At 74.2% G+C, this 16,897-nt stretch carries 17 protein-coding genes and 2 pseudogenes; 11 read left to right on the forward strand and 8 right to left on the reverse strand.

Going from position 1 to position 16,897, the window contains the following annotated elements:
- Nucleotides 1-78: 78 nt before the first annotated feature.
- The 3 genes from KDL28_RS36810 to KDL28_RS36820 form a co-directional block, all read right to left on the reverse strand.
- Complete coding sequence (locus KDL28_RS36810; protein WP_252446112.1) at nucleotides 79-717, reverse strand: hypothetical protein; 639 nt, start codon at nucleotides 715-717, stop codon at nucleotides 79-81.
- Between the two features lie 70 nt (nucleotides 718-787).
- Entirely contained in the window at nucleotides 788-2,710 is a 1,923-nt protein-coding gene (locus KDL28_RS36815; protein ID WP_252446113.1) for a S9 family peptidase, read from the reverse strand.
- 141 nt (nucleotides 2,711-2,851) lie between these two features.
- A complete protein-coding gene (locus KDL28_RS36820; protein WP_252446114.1) occupies nucleotides 2,852-4,780 on the reverse strand; it encodes a S9 family peptidase in 1,929 nt (642 codons plus the stop codon).
- Between the two features lie 292 nt (nucleotides 4,781-5,072).
- Here KDL28_RS36820 and KDL28_RS36825 point away from each other — a divergent pair, with 292 nt between their 5' ends.
- Nucleotides 5,073-5,882, forward strand: coding sequence for a CPBP family intramembrane glutamic endopeptidase (locus tag KDL28_RS36825; RefSeq protein ID WP_252446115.1), 810 nt, complete (start codon nucleotides 5,073-5,075; stop codon nucleotides 5,880-5,882).
- Nucleotides 5,883-6,109: 227 nt separating this feature from the next.
- The gene (locus KDL28_RS36830) at nucleotides 6,110-6,418 is read left to right on the forward strand and encodes a hypothetical protein (RefSeq protein WP_252446116.1); all 309 of its coding nucleotides are present in this window, start codon (nucleotides 6,110-6,112) and stop codon (nucleotides 6,416-6,418) included.
- 12 nt (nucleotides 6,419-6,430) lie between these two features.
- Here the strand turns inward: KDL28_RS36830 and KDL28_RS36835 are convergent, their stop codons facing one another.
- The gene (locus KDL28_RS36835) at nucleotides 6,431-6,946 is read right to left on the reverse strand and encodes a MarR family winged helix-turn-helix transcriptional regulator (protein ID WP_252446117.1); all 516 of its coding nucleotides are present in this window, start codon (nucleotides 6,944-6,946) and stop codon (nucleotides 6,431-6,433) included.
- 147 nt (nucleotides 6,947-7,093) lie between these two features.
- Here KDL28_RS36835 and KDL28_RS42325 point away from each other — a divergent pair.
- From KDL28_RS42325 to KDL28_RS36865, 5 genes and pseudogenes are all read left to right on the forward strand, one after another.
- A pseudogene (locus tag KDL28_RS42325) lies at nucleotides 7,094-7,618 on the forward strand (zinc-binding dehydrogenase); the annotation flags it as partial.
- Between the two features lie 214 nt (nucleotides 7,619-7,832).
- Complete coding sequence (locus KDL28_RS36850; protein WP_252446119.1) at nucleotides 7,833-8,819, forward strand: permease; 987 nt, start codon at nucleotides 7,833-7,835, stop codon at nucleotides 8,817-8,819.
- On the forward strand, nucleotides 8,819-9,550 hold the full coding sequence (locus KDL28_RS36855; RefSeq protein ID WP_252446120.1) for a TIGR03943 family putative permease subunit: 732 nt from the start codon (nucleotides 8,819-8,821) through the stop codon (nucleotides 9,548-9,550). Before KDL28_RS36850 ends, KDL28_RS36855 begins: the two co-directional genes overlap by 1 nt.
- 196 nt (nucleotides 9,551-9,746) lie before the next feature.
- Entirely contained in the window at nucleotides 9,747-9,911 is a 165-nt protein-coding gene (gene rpmG / locus KDL28_RS36860; RefSeq protein ID WP_252446121.1) for a 50S ribosomal protein L33, read from the forward strand.
- Nucleotides 9,912-9,978: 67 nt separating this feature from the next.
- On the forward strand, nucleotides 9,979-10,347 hold the full coding sequence (locus KDL28_RS36865) for a hypothetical protein (protein WP_252446122.1): 369 nt from the start codon (nucleotides 9,979-9,981) through the stop codon (nucleotides 10,345-10,347).
- A 124-nt stretch (nucleotides 10,348-10,471) separates the two neighbouring features.
- Here the strand turns inward: KDL28_RS36865 and KDL28_RS36870 are convergent, their stop codons facing one another.
- The 3 genes and pseudogenes from KDL28_RS36870 to KDL28_RS36890 form a co-directional block, all read right to left on the reverse strand.
- Nucleotides 10,472-11,476 carry an LLM class flavin-dependent oxidoreductase gene (locus tag KDL28_RS36870; RefSeq protein WP_252446123.1) on the reverse strand — a complete coding sequence of 335 codons (1,005 nt, stop codon included), beginning with the start codon at nucleotides 11,474-11,476 and terminating at the stop codon, nucleotides 10,472-10,474.
- Between the two features lie 43 nt (nucleotides 11,477-11,519).
- Nucleotides 11,520-11,982: pseudogene (locus KDL28_RS42330) on the reverse strand (SAM-dependent methyltransferase).
- Nucleotides 11,983-12,318: 336 nt separating this feature from the next.
- Nucleotides 12,319-12,882: a helix-turn-helix domain-containing protein gene (locus tag KDL28_RS36890; protein ID WP_252446126.1), complete on the reverse strand. Its 564-nt coding sequence runs from the start codon at nucleotides 12,880-12,882 to the stop codon at nucleotides 12,319-12,321.
- Between the two features lie 48 nt (nucleotides 12,883-12,930).
- Between KDL28_RS36890 and KDL28_RS36895 the strand changes: the two genes are divergently transcribed.
- The 4 genes from KDL28_RS36895 to KDL28_RS36910 all read left to right on the forward strand — a co-directional run bounded on the left by KDL28_RS36895 (nucleotide 12,931) and on the right by KDL28_RS36910 (nucleotide 15,845).
- Nucleotides 12,931-13,722: a class I SAM-dependent methyltransferase gene (locus KDL28_RS36895; RefSeq protein WP_252446127.1), complete on the forward strand. Its 792-nt coding sequence runs from the start codon at nucleotides 12,931-12,933 to the stop codon at nucleotides 13,720-13,722.
- Between the two features lie 153 nt (nucleotides 13,723-13,875).
- Nucleotides 13,876-14,517: a TetR/AcrR family transcriptional regulator gene (locus KDL28_RS36900; RefSeq protein ID WP_252446128.1), complete on the forward strand. Its 642-nt coding sequence runs from the start codon at nucleotides 13,876-13,878 to the stop codon at nucleotides 14,515-14,517.
- A 22-nt stretch (nucleotides 14,518-14,539) separates the two neighbouring features.
- Nucleotides 14,540-15,256, forward strand: a complete 717-nt coding sequence (locus KDL28_RS36905) for an SDR family oxidoreductase (protein WP_252446130.1) — start codon at nucleotides 14,540-14,542, stop codon at nucleotides 15,254-15,256.
- 250 nt (nucleotides 15,257-15,506) lie between these two features.
- Complete coding sequence (locus tag KDL28_RS36910) at nucleotides 15,507-15,845, forward strand: hypothetical protein (protein ID WP_252446132.1); 339 nt, start codon at nucleotides 15,507-15,509, stop codon at nucleotides 15,843-15,845.
- Between the two features lie 120 nt (nucleotides 15,846-15,965).
- Here the strand turns inward: KDL28_RS36910 and KDL28_RS41925 are convergent, their stop codons facing one another.
- Nucleotides 15,966-16,640, reverse strand: a complete 675-nt coding sequence (locus KDL28_RS41925) for a calcium-binding protein (RefSeq protein WP_252446134.1) — start codon at nucleotides 16,638-16,640, stop codon at nucleotides 15,966-15,968.
- Between the last annotated feature and the right edge of the window lie 257 nt (nucleotides 16,641-16,897).

Raw genomic sequence — 16,897 nt, forward strand, 5'->3', positions numbered from 1 at the left:
GGACTCCCCACCGACGCGTCGAGGGCGAGGCGGGGTTCGCCTCCGCCCCGGCGGCGGCCGCGCGTCGCGGGCCGCCGGTCAGTCGGCCATCCACGTGCTCTTGAGCCGGAGCGCGCGGTCGACGGCCGCGAGGGCCCCGGCGGCGGGCAGGGCGAACTGCGCCCACCCGGGCAGCTGGACCGGCGAGGTGAACGTGCCGAGGTGCGCGGCGACGACCTCGATCCGGGTGATCTGCTCCACGGCCACCGACAACGTGACCGCGAGTCCCACCAGCAGCACGACGAGGCCCACGGCGCCGATGACCGCGCTCGTGCGGGGGAACCGCCGGTCGAACCGGGCCCGCAGACCCTCCGCGGAACGCGGGTGCGGGCTCAGCACCTGTTCGCGGCCGTCGTCACCGACGTAGTGCATGCGCTTGACCCCGTACAGGCTGGTGGCCACCTCGATGACGCCGCCGGGTACCGGGAACGTCACCGGGAGGTTGGCGACGTGCACCTGGCGGCCGTCACGGTAGAGCGCGGCGGGCCGCTTGCTGGACGAGCTGTCCCGCCCGTGGCGGACGTCGACCGCGAAGAGGTGGCGCCCGGACGGGGCGGCGAGTTCGAGGGCGAACAGCGAGCGCGAGAACAGCTGCCAGAGGCGGTACCGCGGCAGCGCGCTCCCGTCGCCGGGCTTGACCTTCGACAGCTGCCGGCGCCGCTTGTACTTCGTGAACACGGTTCTCCTTCAGGGGGCGCGGCGGGCGATGCGCCGGTCGTGGAACTGCGCCGGCTCCGCCTGGCGGCCGTCACGCCCGGCGCCCGCCGAGGTGCTCGGCCAGGTGCCGTTCGATCGCCCGGAACAGCGCGACCTGGTTCTCCGGGTTCTCGAAGCCGTGGCCCTCGTCCTCGGCGACGATGTACTCGACCGGCACCCCGCGCTCGCGGAGCGGGGCGACGATGTTGTCGGACTCGGCCTGCACGACGCGGACGTCGTTGGCGCCCTGGGCCACGAGCAGCGGGGTGCGGATCCGGTCGACCATGGTGATCGGGGAGCGGCGCCGCATGTCGGCCAGCTGGGCGGGGTCGTCGGGGTCGCCGACGTAGGCGATCCAGTTGTTGGTCATGTTCGCGCGGACGAACGGTGGCAGCGTGGCCAGGAAGTTCGCCAGGTCGGAGATGCCGACGTAGTCGACGGCGGCGGCGAACCGGTCCGGGGTGACGGTCACGCCGACGAGCGCGGCGTAGCCGCCGTAGGAGCCGCCGACGATGGCGATCCGGTCGGGGTCGGCGTAGCCCCGGGCGATCGCCCAGTCGACGGCGTCGATGAGGTCGTCGTGCATCGCGCCGGCGAACTCACCGATCGCCGCGGTGAGGTGGCGGCGCCCGTAGCCGGTGGAGCCGCGGAAGTTGACCTGGAGCACGGCGTAGCCGCGGTTGGCCAGGAACTGCACGGCCTTGTTGTAGCCCCAGGTGTCGTGCATCCACGGTCCGCCGTGCACCAGCAGCACCAGCGGCAGGCCCGCGGGCTCGACGCCGACGGGCAGGGTCAGGAAGCCGTGCAGCGGCAGGCCGTCGCGGGCGGGGAACCCGACCGGGGTCATCGGTGCGAGATCGGCCGGGTCGGGCTGCGGCCGGCCACCGAACAGCAGGCGGGCCTCGCCGGAGACGTGGTCGTAGAGCCAGGTCGTGCCCGGGTCGCGGTCGTGGACGAACGTGGCGATCCAGCGCCGCCCGGCCAGGTCCGATTGCACCCAGCCGAGCACGCCGTCGGAGAGCTTCTCCAGGGCGGCCTGGACCTCGGCGAACCGGGGGTCGAGCGGCACGATGACGGGCCGGTCGCCGGTGAAGCGGGCGGCGATGGGCTCGCCGGTGCGGCGGTCGGCGAAGTAGGTGGGCGGCAGGGTGTCCACCGCCGCGCTGAGGGTGTCCAGGCTGTGGCCCTCCACGGCGGCGACCACGGTCCGCTCGCCGGTCTCCCGGTCGAGCCGCACCAGCTGCAGGTCGTCGCCGATCAAGCCGTCCGGGTGCTGGTAGTCGCCGAGCAGCGCGCTGCCGTCGGGCAGGGGCACCAGGAGCATCCCCAACGGGTGCTCCGGACCGCCGACGCGGTGCAGCCGGCGCCTGGTGCCGGTGTCGGGATCGGCGGCGGAGATCTCGTGGGTGCCGTCCGCGTCCCGCGACAGGAACCAGGTCGCGCGGCCGGTCCGGTCCACGTAGAACGTCTCGGTCGGGTCGGTCCGCTCCACGAGCGGGGTGGTCTCGCCGGTGGTGACGTCGATCCGGAACACGTCGACGAACAGCGGGCGGGGGTTCATCCAGGCGATCACGGTGCCGGGCACCGTGGTCTCCGGGTCGACGGCGAACACGCGCGACCCCGGGTCCAGCGGCGTCAGGTCGACGGCGGGGAGCTGTGGGTCCGCCAGGTCGACCCGGTAGAGGTGCCAGTCCTCGTCGCCGTCGGTGTCCTGCCGGTAGAGCAGGAAGCGGGGGTCGTCGGTCCAGTAGTAGCCGGTGATCCCGCGGCGGGTGTCGTGGGTGACCGGGACGGCGGCGTCGTGGTCCTGGTCGATGCCGCGGACCCAGACGTTGCGCCGCCCGCGGTGCGGGGCGAGGTAGGCGATGCGGGTGCCGTCGGGCGAGATCGAGGGGTCCGCGAACTCCGGATCGGCGAACAGCTCCTCGACGTCGACCAGGTCGGGGATCGGTCTGCGGCTCGCTGCGGTGGTCATCGGTCCTCCGATCGGGTCGGGGCGCGGTCGCCCCGGGCGTGGACCCCACGCAACACCGTGCCGCTGCGGCACACGCAAGGGCGGGTGCTCCCGTTCACAGCGGCGCGCGTGCCCGGCGGGTGGCCTGGGTGCCGGTGGACGTCAGGAGTTCTCCTCGGTGCGACGTCCCCCGAGGTGTTCGGCGAAGTGGCGTTCGATGGCGCGGTAGAGCCGGACGCGGTTCTCCGGGTTGGCGAAGCCGTGGCCCTCGTCCTCGGCGACGAGGTACTCGACCGGGACGCCGCGCTCGCGCAGTGCGGCGACGATGTTGTCGGACTCGGCCTTGACCACGCGGACGTCGTTGGCGCCCTGGGCGACCAGCAGGGGGGTGGTGATGCGGTCGACCATGGTGATCGGCGAGCGGGCGAGCATGTCGGCTTCCTGCTCGGGGACCTCCGGGTCACCGAGGTAGCGGTACCAGTTGTTCACGTTCAACGCCCGGGTGAACGGGGGCAGGGTGCGCAGGAAGTGGGCGAGGTCGGACACGCCGACGTAGTCGACGGCGGCGGCGAAGCGGTCGGGTGTGGTGGTGACGCCGAGGAGCGCGGCGTAGCCGCCGTAGGAGCCGCCGTAGATGCCGATCCGGCCGGGGTCGGCGTAGCCCCGGGCGACGGCCCAGTCGACGGCGTCGATGAGGTCGTCGTGCATCGCGCGGGCGAACTCGCCGATCGCGGCGGTGACGTGGCGGCGGCCGTAGCCCAGCGAGCCGCGGAAGTTCACCTGCAGCACCGCGTAGCCCCGGTTGGCCAGGAACTGCACGTCGCTGCTGTAGCCCCAGCTGTCGTGGTACCACGGGCCGCCGTGCACCAGCAGCACCAGCGGGAGGTTCCGCGCCGCGACGCCGACCGGGAGGGTGAGGAAGCCGTGCAGGGGCAGCCCGTCGCGGGCGGGGAAACCGACGGGCCGCATGGGGGCCAGCGCGTTCGGGTCCCGGTCCGGGAACGCGCGGAACAGCAGCCGGCTCCGCCCGGTGGCGTGGTCGTAGAACCAGGAGGCGCCGGGGTCGCGGTCGTGGCCGAAGGTGGCGATCCAGCGCCGGCCGGACTCGTCGGAGGACAGGGTGCCCAGCACGCCGTCGGAGAGCTTCGCCAGTTCGGCGTAGACCTCGGCGAAGCCGGGGTCTACGACCTCGATGTGCGGGCGGTCGTCGACGAAGCGGGCGGCGAGCACCTTCCCGGTGCGCCGGTCGGTGTAGACGGGGGGTGGCAGCACCCCGGGCAGCATGGCGCCGGAGATCTCGAGGTCGTGGCCGTCGACGGCGGCGACCACCGTCTCCTCGCCGGTCTCGTGGTCGATGCGGACCAGCCGCAGGTCGTCGCCGCCCTGGTAGGACCCGACGAGCAGCCGCCGGCCGTCGGCGGTGACCTGCTGGGGATGGACGCCCATCGGGTGTTCGGCGCCGCCGAGGCGGCGCAGCAGCCGCTCTCGCCCGGTGCCCGGGTCGATCGCGGAGACCTCGACGGCACCGTCCGGGGCGAGCGCGGTCCGGAAGACGGGCTCGCCCCGGCGGTCGGTCAGCACGGCGGCGGTCGGGTCGTCCTGCTCCCGGTGCAGGGTCGTCCCGCCGGTGGCGACCTCGACCCGGAACACGTCGAAGAACGTCGGGCGCCGGTTCATCGTGACCAGCACGTCGCCCGGCGCCGACGGCAGCGGTTCCACGCCCACCACGCGCGCCCCCGGGCCCATCGGGGTGAGGTCGACGGCGGGCGCGTCGGGGGCGTCGAGGTCGACCCGGTGGAGGTGCCAGTCCTCGTCGCCGTCGGTGTCCTGCAGGTAGAGCAGCCAGCGGGGGTCGTCGGTCCAGTGGTACGTGGTGATGCCGCGGCGGGCGTCGTGGGTGACCGGGACGGCGTCGTCGTGGTCCTCGTCGACCCCGCGGACCCAGATGTTGCGCCGTCCCCGGTGCGGGGCGAGGTAGGCGATCCGGGTGCCGTCGGGGGAGAGCGACGGGTTGGAGAACCGCGGGTCGGCGAAGAACTCCTCGACGTCGATCATCTCCGGCGTCGGTGCGTGCGGCGGGGCGGCGGTCATGGGTCCACCCCACACCGTGCCGTCGCGGCACGGTCAAGCAGACGCGGGAGCGTCGGGACCGGTCAGGAGCCGCGGCGACTTGAGGGTGCCGCGGGGGCATGGTGTCCGCTCGGAGGCGCAGCAACCGATCCGAGTCGAGAGGAACCTCCCGATGCCTCCCCCAGGACCCGACGATCCCCGAGACGCGACGATCCCCCCGACCCCCCCGGCTCCGCGCAGCCCGAGCACCCTGGTGCGGCGACGCCCCCGCTCGGCCGTCGACGGCTCCCGGCCTTTCGGCGCCCACCTCCGCATGAGCTGGTGGACGCCACTGGTGGTCATCGCCGGGCCGGCGCTGGTGATGGTGGGCCTGCAGATCCTGCTCTACCACGTGGTCGCCGTCGTCGAGGGCAGCGACGACCCGCTGGCGGCCACCTTCACCCCGTTGAAGTTCCTGGCCGTCAACCTGAGCGTGGGCGCGGCGGGCGTGCTGGCGATCCTGCTCCTGGCGTGGACGACCGGGGCGCCGTGGCGCAGCCTGATCAGCTCACCACGGGCGTTCGACGCCCGCCGCCTGGCGCGGTACCTGCTCGGCGCGGCGCTGCTGGTGGGCGCCGGGATCGGTGCCGTGGCGCTGGTCGCACCCGAGTCCCCCGGCTGGACCACCTTCGCCGTCACCGGCACGACGATCGCGATGCTGGTGATCATCATCCTGACCACCCCGATCCAGGCCGCCGGGGAGGAGCTGATGTTCCGCAGCGCCGTGCTGCCGGCCGCCGCGTCCTGGGTGCGGGCGGTCCGCCCGGCCCTGGCCGTCGGGCTCGTGGTCTCCAGCCTGGCCTTCGCCGTGGTCCACGGCTCGACCGACCCGTGGCTGTTCGGGTACTACGTCGTGATCGGCGTCTGCACCGGGCTGATGGCCATCATCAGCCGCGGCGTCGAGGCGCCGGTCGCGTTCCACATCGCCAACAACGTCCTGACGACGACCGTCAACACGCTGATGGCGGGGGGCGGGGCCTTCCCGCTCGACCGCTCCACCGACACCGGCGACGCGTCCCTGCTGATCCTCGTCGCCGTCACCATCGGCATGGTCGTGCTCGTCCGGCTGCGCGAGCGGCGCTGACCGCGGGGTGCTCCCGCTCGGCGACCACCGATCCTTGACCATGCCGTTGCGGCACGGTGTGGGATGGCCAGATGGCATCGAGCGGTTGCGGCGGGCGCGCGTCGAGCTCGGTCTGATCCTGCGCCACCACGCGCCGGCCGATCTGCCACCCGACATCGTTGCGGTGGCCGGCGCGGCGGGGGCTGTCGGAGGCCGACCGGTCGCTCGTGGCCGTCATGATCCGGGTGATGGGGCCCGAGCACGTCGGCGCCTACGCCGAGATGCTGCGCACCGCGCCGAGCGACCCGACCGACGACGTGTTCGACTCCCTGCCCGCCGACGCCGACGACGGGGTGCGCCAGGACCTGGCCGAACGCATGGCCCCGCACGTCCGCCGGATGCGGGCCGCGCACCCGGACCTGATGGCGCCGGACACCACCGCCCCGCGCGGCCCGCGGTTCGTCACCGAGACGGCGGTCGCCGCCATCCAGGAGCTCTACAACCCGGCTCAGCGGGACGTCATCCGCCGGATCAGCGCACTCCTGGAAGGCGGATGAGCGTGGCGGGTGTCACCTGCTCGGGCGCGCGCCTCTGCGCCGACGAGGCGCCGCTGAGCGCGGCGGCGTCGAGCGCATGTGGTCGCGCACCGGCGCCAGCAGGGCGGCGAGGGTCTCGGCGTCGGTGTGCGAGAGCGGCTCGAAGAGCAGGCGGCTGACGACCTCGGTGTGCCCGGGCATGATCTCCGCGAGCAGCGCGCGTCCGGCGTCGGTGATGGTGACCGTCGTGCCGCGCTCGTCGTCCGGGGTCGGGGTGCGCGTGACCAGCCCCGCCTTCTCGAGCAGGCCGGCCTGGTAGGTCAGGCCGCTGCGGCTGTGGACGATGGCGTCGGCCAGGTCGGTCATCCGGTGGCTGCCCGTCGGCGAGTGCAGATCGAGGCGGGCCAGGATCTGGAACTGGACGAAGCTGAGGTCGGCCGCCTCGCGCAGCTGCTGCTCGATCGCGTGGCGCAGCAGGCTGGTCACCTCGATGAGGGCGAAGTAGGCGCCGAGCCGGACGGGGTCGACCGACTCCGGTGGGTGGTGCATGACCGAGGTCTCCTTGCTTCGACTTCGAAGCACTTCTGTGCAGCACCGGACCCTACCGATGACGAGGCCCCGATGAAGGCAGTGCGTTTCCACGAGTACGGCGATCCGCGCGTCCTGCGCTACGAGGATGTGGAGCAGCCCGACGCGAAGCTGACGGCCGGGCAGCGCGTGCTGATCAACGGCGCGGGCGGAGGGGTCGGCGGGTACGCCGTGCAGCTGGCCAAGGGGGCCGGTGCGTACGTGATCGCCACGGCCGGTCCGCGCAGCAGCGAGCGCGCCAGGTCGGCCGGTGCCGACGCGGTCGTCGACCACGCCACCACCTCGGTCGCCGCGGCGGTGACCGAGCCGGTCGATGTCGTGCTCAATCTCGCCCCGTCGATCGGGCGGACCTGACGGCGTTGGCCGCCCTGGTCCGCCCGGGCGGTGTCGTGGTGAACACGACGGTCTGGATGCCCGCGCCCGCCGACGAGGAGCGCGGGGTGCGCGGCGTCGACGTCTTCGTCCGCAGCGACCCCGAGCAGCTGTCCCACCTGGTGGCGATGGTCGACCGCGGTGAGCTGCGCGTCGACGTCGGTCGACGGGTGCCACTGGCCGAGCTGCCCGGGGGTGCACGAGGAGGCCGCGGCGGGCGCGCTGTCCGGGAAGGTCGTCGTCCTCCCGCAGATCGCCTGACGCCCCCGGGTCGGCACGACGGGTGGCGCCGCGCGGCATGGGAAGGTCCGCGGGCTAGGCTGCAACGATAACGGTTGTCGTTTGTGCAGCAGGACGTCCTGCCCGACTCCCCGGAGAAGCCCGTGAACGCCCGTCGTCCGGTGGTCGTGCTCCCACCGCCCTGTTGCGCGGTTCGGGCCCGGCGGGGCCGGGTGCGGTGGCAGGATCCGCGCCCGTGACCACAGTCGTGCGCCGCACCGGGGTGACGTCGCTGCACGTCTTCTGCCTGGTGCTGGTGGTCGCGATCCTGGCCCGGCCGTGGTTGGAGCAGGTGCTGCTGGCGCCGGTGGTGCGCACGGCGGCGACGGTGTTCGTGGCGGTGTGCGTGCAGGCGCTGCCGTTCCTGGTGCTCGGGGTGCTGCTGTCCGGGGCGATCGCGGCGTTCGTCTCGCCCGCGGTGCTGCGCCGGGTGCTGCCGGACCGTCCCGGCCGGGCGGTGCCGGTCGCGGGGGTGGCGGGCATGGCGCTGCCGGGCTGCGAGTGCGCGTCGGTGCCGGTGGCCCGGCGCCTGATCGGGCAGGGCGTGCCGGACGCGGTCGCGCTGACGTTCCTGCTGGCTGCGCCGGCGGTCAACCCGGTGGTGCTGGTGGCGACGGCGGTGGCGTTCCCGGGCGAGCCGGGGATGGTGGTGGCGCGGGGGCTGGGGTCGTTGGCCACGGCGTGCGTGATGGGCTGGCTGTGGCAGCGGGTCGGACGGGCGGAGTGGATCGCGGACCGGGCCCGGCGCGCGGTCGAGCCGGCCGTGGGCGGTGGGCGGTGGGCCGTGCTGGCCGAGACCGCCCGGCACGACCTGGTCTCCGCGGGCGGGTTCCTCGTCGTCGGAGCACTGGTGGCGGCGGTCCTCTCGGTGCTGGTGCCGCCGGCGTGGCTGGACGCGCTGGCCGGGCAGCTGGTCCTGGCCGTGCTGGTGCTGGCCGTGCTGGCGGTGCTGCTCGCGCTGTGCAGCGAGGCCGACGCGTTCGTGGCGGCCTCGCTTTCGGTGCTGCCGCTGCTGCCCCGGCTGGTGTTCCTGGTCGTCGGGCCGGCGGTGGACGTCAAGCTGATCGCCCTGCAGGCGGGGGCGTTCGGGCGGGGGTTCGCCGCCCGGTTCGCCCCGGCGACCTTCGTCGTGGCGGTGCTGTGCGCGGTGGGCGCGGGGCTGCTCGTGATCGGGGCGCGGTGATGGGCCGCACGACGCAGCACGCGCTGCTGTTCCTGCTCGGCGCGGCCCTGCTGCGCATCGCGGCCGACGACACCTACCTGCGCTACGTCCGCCCCGGGCACCGCTGGCTGCTGATCGGCGCCGGAGCGGTGATGGTGGTGCTGGCCGCGGTGGCGGTGCTCCGCGACGTCCGCTCCTCGCCCGACGCGCACGGGCACGGCGACGGGCACGCTCACGGCGCCGTGGAGCGGCACGTCCCGTGGCTGCTGCTGGCGCCGGTGCTGGTGCTGGCCCTGGTGGCGCCACCGGCGCTGGGCGCGGACGCGGTGGCCCAGGGCGGGGTGAGCGCGCCGGCGAGCCCCCCGGCCGGAGGCGTCCCCGGGCTGGAGCCGCTGCCCGACGGGCCGGCGACGATGTCGGTGGCGGAGCTGGTCAAGCGGGCCGTGTGGGAGCGGGGCTCGATGGACGGGCGGGAGGTCGTGCTGGTGGGGTTCACCGTGCCCGGCGAGGCGGGCGGGGTGGAGCTGGCGCGGTTGAGCATCTTCTGCTGCGCCGCCGATGCCCGGGTCAACGTCGTGGAGCTGACCGGCGCCCCGGCCACCGCACTGGCCGCACTGCCCCCGGACACGTGGTTGGAGGTGCGCGGCACGGTCGAACCGGGTTCGGCGGCCGGCCGGGCGGACGTGGTGCCGACCGTGGTCGTCGGCGAGGCCCGGGCCGTACCGGCCCCGGCCGACCCCTACGAGTTCTGACCGCCGCCGTAGCGGCGGGGGCGGGTAGCCGCGCTGGTGGGCCCGCACGAAGCGCCGGGGGGACCAGGTGCCGGCGGCCGTCGAGGCCGATCGGCGACCAGCTCGGTCCGCTCCGCGTCGGTCATCCGCCCCTTGCGTCACTTGGTACGCTCGTAGCGGTAAATGACAATCATTTTCACTATGGCGAGGGGTGTCGATGGCCAGGAACGAGCTGCGGCCGATCGTGCGGCTGCGATCGACCGCCGGGACCGGGACCACCTACGTGACCCGCAAGAACCGGCGCAGCGACCCGGACCGGATGGTGCTGCGCAAGTACGACCCGGTGCTGCGCCGCCACGTCGAGTTCCGCGAGGAGCGCTGATGTCGCGCCGCTGCCGGCTGACCGGCCGCGAGCCCGCGGAGAGCGGGTGTGACGGCGCGGTACCGCGGTGAGCGCGCCCGCGGTGGCCGGCTACACCGTCGTCGCGTGCGCGGCGGTCCCGTGCCGCGGCGAGCCGGCCGACGTCCTGCGCGCCGTCCTGCGCGACTGCGTCGTCGGCAGCGCCATGGGCGTGCTGGTGGTGGCCGGGTGCACGATGGGCCCGACCGGGTGCCGCCTGCGCCCGGCCGGGCCGGTCGTCGTGGTGCAGCCCTGCGACGCGGACCGCCGGCCGTCGGGGGCCGCGGTGCGGATCGGCCCGGTGCGCACCGCCGAGGACGTCGCCGCGGTGCGGGACTGGCTGCGCGCGGGCCGCTTCGACCCCGCCGCGCTGCCGGCCCGGCTGACCGCGCTGCAGGGCGCCGCGGCCCGCAACTGACTCTGCGCGGGTGGCCGGACGTCGGTGCCCAGCCCGGTGCCCAGCCCAGCACGGCGGCGGCGGTGCCGTGATCGCGGCAGCGCTTCGGCTCGAACCGGGACGGTGCCGGGTCACGTCAGCGTGGTCAGCCGGTCGGGGTGACCCCCAGGTGGGGCAGCACCTCCGCGCCGAGCCGGCGGATGGTCTCGGCGGTGCGGTCCGGCTCGCCCGTGCCCTCGACCATGAGCACGACGTGGTCGACGCCGGTGGCGGCCGCCGTACGGGTGAGGCGTTCGCGGCAGGTCGCGGGGGAGCCGACGGGGTGGATGCGGCACAGGTGCTCGGCGTAGGCGTGCGGGTCGCGGGTGCGGTGCGGGGCGCCGTCGGCGCGGCGGTAGCCGGCCAGGCCGGGCCCGAGCCAGCGCGGCAGGGTCTCGCACAGCTCGGCGCCCGCGTCGGCGTCGGTGTCGGCGACGTGGGCGATCCCGACGCTGACGTGCCCCGCGGCCGGGCCCGCGATCCGCTCCCAGTCGGCGACCGCCGCGGCCTTCTCGGCGTCGTCGGCGTGCATGCCCAGCAGCAGCGGCAGCCCGCGCCGCGCCGCCAGCCGCACCGTCGCGGTGGTCGTGGCCGCGACGACGACGTCGGGTCGCGGCCCGCTGCGCGGCCGGGGCACCACGTCGACCTCGGGGAAGGTGAACAGCGGGCCGGCGCCGCGGACCGGCCCGCCGTGCAGCGCGGCCAGCAGCAGGTCGAGCGACTCGGGGAAGCCCGAGCCGCGGCGCTCCGGGCCGGAGCCGAACACGAGCAGGTCGACCCAGGGGCCGCCGCGCCCGACGCCGAGCCGGAAGCGCCCGCCGGAGACCTGGTCGAGCAGCAGCGCCTGCTCGGCCACGGCGACCGGGTGCTGGGTGCTGAGCACGGTGACCGCGGTGCCGACGGTGATCCGGCGGGTGGCGCCGAGGAGGTAGCCGGCCAGGGTCAGCGCCGACGGGCACACGCCGTAGGACATGAAGTGGTGCTCGGCCACCCACACGTCGTCGAAGCCCGCCTCCTCGGCGGCCACCGCGGTGGCCACCGTCGCGTCGAGCACGGCGGAGTGGGACCGGCCGGGGAACTGGGCCGACAGCAGCAGCAACCCGAACCGCACGCGACGGACGGTAGCCCGCCGCTCGACCGCGCTGCGCGGGTCCCTACGCCTCGCGCGCGACGCCGCCGAAGTGGCTGCCCGACGGCACCCGCTCCATCAGCCGCCACACCAGGGCGTGGGCCTGGGACAGGTCGGCGATGTGGCCGAGCACGCCCATGAGGAACACCGCGACCGGCGCGGTGAAGTCCAGGACCTTCGAGGCGTCGTGGACGAGCTTCTCGCTGTCGTTCATGTCGGCGTCGAGGTAGAGCGTGGCGCCCTCGGGGTGCTCGTCAGCAGGGCGCGGGCGTGCGCGAGCACTGGCGGGTCGTTGTCGACGTAGAGGATGCGCGCGTCGGGGCGACGCTCTGGGCGACCTCGTGGGTGTTGTTCGCGGTCGGCAGACCGGTACCGACGTCGAGGAACTGGCGGATGCCGACCTCGCCGGCCAGGTGGGTGACCGCCCGGTCGAGGAACGCGCGACCGGCCGGGTGATCTTGACGATGTCGGGCTGGGTGGCGGCCCACGCGTCGCCGGCCTCCCGGTCGACCGGGTGGTGTCCTTGCCGCCGAGCCAGTGGTTCCAGATCCGCGCCGAGTGCGGAACGGAGCTGTCGACCCCGGTTCCGGTCAGGGGGTCGGCAGACGGGTCGGTCACGTCGGCCCACTCTTTCCGCGCGACGAAGTGATCCGTCCGGCCGCACCATCCACGCCCTTGCCGGTGCGGCCACACCAGACCCGGGTTCACCCACGGGGGTGGCAGTACGCGCCGAGCGTGAGCGTGCGGGCGCTGAGCGTGCGAGTGCGGACGGTGGGGTCGGTGCGGTCGGGATGCGGGATGCGGAGTTCACGCCGGACGGATCGTCACCGCGGTCCCAGGTGCGTGCGCCGGCCGTCGTGGTCGAGGATGCAGAGGATCTCGGCCGGCCCGCCGGTCGAGCCGAACGCGTGCGGCACCATCGTGGAGAACGCGGCGGCCTCTCCGGTGCGGACCATGATGGTGCGTTCGGCCAGTCGCAGCACCGCCGTGCCGGACAGCACGGTGAACCAGTCGCGGCCGGGGTGCACGCGCAGGTCGGTGGGGGCCCGGCGGCTCAGGCGGATCTTGGCCACCGTCGTGCCCGCCGTGCCGTGCTCGTGCGAGAGCAGCCAGGTGGTGGTGCCGCGCTCGTCGTCGTGGTGGGGACGGATGACCACGTCCTCGTCCCGGCCCGACTCGACCAGCTGGTCCAGCGTGGTGCCCAGGGCCCGGGCGATCGGGGCCAGCTGGTCCAGGGCGATGCGCCGGTGGCCCGTCTCGATCCGGCTCAGGGTGGACGGGCTCAGGTGGCTGCGGGTCGCGAGCTCGTCCAGCGACCATCCGCGCGCGACCCGCAGGCCGCGGATGCGTTGGCGGACCAGCGCGTCCAGTTCTCCGTCTTGCGTCATGCGCAAGATGATATGCCAATAGTGCACATCCGCGGGTAGCTTCGCGTCATGCCGCACGATCACATGGCCGAGATGCTCGATCTCGACGCCGACGTCCTGCACGACTTCCACCGCGACGTGATCAACTGGGCCGGTTCGCTCGCCCCGGACCGGCCGCGCATCGTCGACCTCGGAGCCGGTAGCGGAACCGGCACGCTGGCCCTGGCCCGGCACCTGCCCGACGCCCGGGTGACCGCACTGGACAAGGACGAGGACCTCCTCGAACACCTGCGCGAACGAGCCGTCGCGGCCGGCGTCGCCGACCGCGTCCGCACGGTCCGCGCCGATCTCGATCTCGCCTGGCCGGATCTCGGCGCCCCGGCCGATCTCGTGTGGGCGTCCGCCTCGATGCACCACCTGGCCGACCCGGCCCGCACGCTCGCCGAGGTGCGCACCGCGCTGCGCGCCGGCGGCTTCCTCGTGATCGTCGAGCTGGACTCGTTCCCGCGGTTCCTCCCCGACCCGGCCGGTGCCGCGCTCGAGGACCGCTTCCACGCCGAGCTCGCCCGCATGCGGCACGAGCACGGCATGCACATGGGCGAGGACTGGGGGGTCCGCCTGACGGCCGCAGGGTTCGAGGTGAAGGGCGAGCGGCGGTTCGACATCGAGCTGCGTCCCCCGCTGCCCCCGCGGGCCGCCCGCTACGCACAGGTCAGCCTGCAACGCGTCCGCCACGGCCTCGCCGACCGCCTCAGCTCCGACGACGTCGCGGCGCTCGACGCGCTCGCGACCACCGTGGGCGACCGCGACGACCTCGTCGTCCGCGCGACCCGGTCGGTGTGGATCGGCCGCCGCCCGTGAGCACGCCGTAGGCCGGGTGCCCGACGAGATCGGGGACCCGACGCTGCACCTCGGCGCGAACTACCGGTGCGCTTCTCACCGATCGGGGCCACCGCGTCCGCCGGATTGGAGTATGGTCGTAATGTAATTGCGGATCGACGGGGGAGGCGGGTCGTGGCCCGGTACGGGGCGGAGCACAAGGAGCGCACGCGCCGGCGGATCGTGGAGACGTCGGGGCGGCGGTTCAAGGCCGGTGGGCTGGCCGGTTCCGGCGTGGCGGCGCTGATGGCCGACGCCGGGCTCACCAACGGCGCCTTCTACGGGCACTTCGCCTCGAAGGACGACCTCGTCGCCGGCGTGATCGCCGACCAGCTGGGTGCGCAGCGCGACCGCATCGCCGATGCGGACATCGAGCGGGTGGTGCGGGCCTACCTGTCGGCCGAGCACCGCGATCACCCGGCCGAGGGCTGCACGTCGGCGGCGCTGCTCAGCGAGATCGCGCACAGCGGCGAGACCGTCCGGCAGGCGTACACCGCGGGGCTGCTCGGGGTCGTCGACGCCATCGCCGCCCGGCTCGAGCCGGGTGATCCCGCCTCGGTCCGGGTCCAGGTGCTCGCGGTGCTCACCGGGATGTTCGGGACGCTGCAGACGGCCCGGGCCATCACCGACCGGCGGCTCTCGGACGAGCTCCTGGAGCGCGGTGCGGACATCGCGCTGGCGCAGCTCGGCCTGCGCGGGTCCGCGACGGACCGGGGATCGGCGCACGCTCCGGACCACGGCCCTCCGGCCGGGTCGAGGGCGAGGTCGTCCCGATGACACCCACCCGAGGAGAACAGTCATGACCGCACTGACCGGCCGGACCGTCCTGGTCACCGGAGCGAACCGCGGGCTGGGTCGCGAGTTCGTCGCGCAGCTGCTGGGTCGCGGCGCCGCGAAGGTGTACGCCGCCGCGCGCAACCCCGCGACCATCGCCGGCGACGATCCGCGGGTCGTCGCGCTGCAGCTCGACGTCACCGACCCCGACTCCGTCGCCCGGTCCGCCGAGGCCGCCCACGATGTCGACATCGTGATCAACAACGCCGGCCTGTCGACCCCGACCCCGGTGCTCAGCGCCGACACGACGAACCTGCGCCGGGAGCTGGAGGTCAACCTGTTCGGTCCGCTCGCGGTCACCTCGGCCTTCGCCGACCGGCTCGCCGAGCGCTCCGGTGCGGTGGTCAACCTGGCCTCGGTCCTGTCCTGGATCGGGATCGGCGCCAGCTACGGCGTGGCCAAGGCGGCGCTGTGGAGCGCCACCGACTCGATGCGCGTCGACCTCGCCCCGCGCGGCGTCCAGGTGGTCGGGGTCTACATGGGCTACGTCGACACCGACATGGCGAGCGGGGTCGACGCACCCAAGTCCGCGCCCGCGGACGTCGTCCGGCAGGTGCTGGACGGCCTGGAGGCGGGCGCGTCGGAGGTCCTCGCCGACGAGACCGCGCGTCAGGTGCGCGCGGGGCTGCACCTGCCCGTCGACGAGCGCTACGCGCCGTTCACCGCCCGGGCCGCGAGTTAGTGGCCCCGATCGGAGGTTCGCCCGAGGTCACGGCGGCCCGGCTTCTCGCTGGACGCACCGGCGGACAACCCGAGTACGACCAGGTACGAGGGCTGCCCGCCGGCACGCCCAGCGAGAAGCTGCATCCCCGATACCCCAGACGAACCTCCGACCGCGACCACTAGTGCGGTGACCCACGAACGTTCACCGGGTCGGCGGCATGCCGGACAGTAGCCTGGTGCGGGAACGACCCCGATGGAGGTGCGGGCAGATGAGCGAGACCGATCCGCACATCCACGTCGAGCAGAAGGTGCTGGAGGCCGGCCCCACTGTCCGCAACCTGATCTCGTCGATGCTGGGCCGCGTCACCGACGCGCCGAGCGTCGTCACCACCGGTTGCGGCCTTCGGGTGACCTACGCCATGACCTCGCCCCGTCCGGAAAGCGTGACCTGCCTCGCCTGCCGGGAACACGCTCACCGGGAGTACCTGCGCTTCGCCGACCAGTTCGAGCGCCTGGACCCGATGCCTGGCGCGAACATCACCGGCGATCAGTTGGCCGAGGCTGTGCAACGACTCCGGGATCTCGCGAAGAGGTTCTCAGGACAGTGAGTGACCACGGGGTCGGCTAGTGGTGCCCATCGGCTGGTGGCGCTGGTGGCGGATGCCGACCCACCCGCACGCCCCCCCCGTGCCGGTGGAGCCGACCTCGTCGGGTCGGCTCCACGCCGGTCAGCAGGCGGGCGGGTTGGCCGGTGCGGCCACCGCCGCCGTCGGGTCGACGCCCTCGACGTCGACGCAGGTGCCGCCGCCGCCCTGGGCCTCGGCGAAGTCGAAGCCGGCGCCGCCGCGGATGTCGTCGGTGCGCGCGCCGCCGCGCAGCGTGTCGCCGTCGTCCCCGCCCGCGATCAGGTCGGCACCGTCGAGGGCGCCGTTGGAGTCGGTGGCGTTGTCGCCGTAGATGGCGTCGGTGCCCTTCCCGCCGTGCAGGTTGTCGGCATCGGCGTCGCCTTCGATGACGTCGGCCCCGTTGCCGCCGAAGACGTTGTCGAGACCGCCTTCGCCGTAGAGGTGGTCGCCGCCGGCCAGGCCGCAGAGGGTGTCGTTCCCGCCGTTGTTGCCCTGGACGTGGTCGTTGAAGGCGGTGCCGACGGTGATCATGTCGAAGGTCGGGTCGGCCACGTAGGGCGCCGCGGCGGTCCCGAGCGGACCGGCGTCGCCGCTGTGGTCGTCGAGCCTGTTGGCCGGGACCAGCGTGCCCGATGCGCTGCCGCACCCGGGCGGTACGACGACCATGACCTGCGCCGCGGCGGGTTGGGCGGCGGCGACGGCGATGCCGGCGGCCAGGACGAACGAGGCGGCGGTGAGCCGGGTGGCGCGGCGGCTGCGGGGGCCGGCAGCCGACACGATCGGGCCTACTGCCGCGCCGGAGCACCGTCGCCGAACGGGGCCGGTTCGTCATCCTCGGTAACAGCGCCGCCCGCAGCCGCGAGGTCAGCGGCATGACCTCGATCGGCCTCGGAACCTCGTCGCGGAGCACGAGGTGATCCGCCGCACGGCGCACCGGTCGGGTGCCGGGCCCAGAGCTGCTCGGCCTCCTCTGCCGTACTCCGCTCGACGCAGGGTCGTGGGCGCCTGATGGTCGCCGATCGGGAGAACGGCCG

The sequence above is a fragment of the Pseudonocardia humida genome, from assembly GCF_023898865.1.
Lineage (GTDB): Bacteria > Actinomycetota > Actinomycetes > Mycobacteriales > Pseudonocardiaceae > Pseudonocardia > Pseudonocardia humida.

What these genes read in the sequence shown, in the direction of transcription:
- KDL28_RS36890 (WP_252446126.1), bottom strand. Translation starts at nt 12,882, where the DNA reads ATGACGCAAGACGGAGAACTGGACGCGCTGGTCCGCCAACGCATCCGC.
- KDL28_RS36820 (WP_252446114.1), bottom strand. Translation starts at nt 4,780, where the DNA reads ATGACCGCCGCCCCGCCGCACGCACCGACGCCGGAGATGATCGACGTC.
- rpmG (WP_252446121.1), top strand. Translation starts at nt 9,747, where the DNA reads ATGGCCAGGAACGAGCTGCGGCCGATCGTGCGGCTGCGATCGACCGCC.
- KDL28_RS36815 (WP_252446113.1), bottom strand. Translation starts at nt 2,710, where the DNA reads ATGACCACCGCAGCGAGCCGCAGACCGATCCCCGACCTGGTCGACGTC.
- KDL28_RS36855 (WP_252446120.1), top strand. Translation starts at nt 8,819, where the DNA reads ATGGGCCGCACGACGCAGCACGCGCTGCTGTTCCTGCTCGGCGCGGCC.
- KDL28_RS36835 (WP_252446117.1), bottom strand. Translation starts at nt 6,946, where the DNA reads ATGCACCACCCACCGGAGTCGGTCGACCCCGTCCGGCTCGGCGCCTAC.
- KDL28_RS36830 (WP_252446116.1), top strand. Translation starts at nt 6,110, where the DNA reads ATGGGGCCCGAGCACGTCGGCGCCTACGCCGAGATGCTGCGCACCGCG.
- KDL28_RS36825 (WP_252446115.1), top strand. Translation starts at nt 5,073, where the DNA reads ATGAGCTGGTGGACGCCACTGGTGGTCATCGCCGGGCCGGCGCTGGTG.
- KDL28_RS36895 (WP_252446127.1), top strand. Translation starts at nt 12,931, where the DNA reads ATGCCGCACGATCACATGGCCGAGATGCTCGATCTCGACGCCGACGTC.
- KDL28_RS36910 (WP_252446132.1), top strand. Translation starts at nt 15,507, where the DNA reads ATGAGCGAGACCGATCCGCACATCCACGTCGAGCAGAAGGTGCTGGAG.
- KDL28_RS36905 (WP_252446130.1), top strand. Translation starts at nt 14,540, where the DNA reads ATGACCGCACTGACCGGCCGGACCGTCCTGGTCACCGGAGCGAACCGC.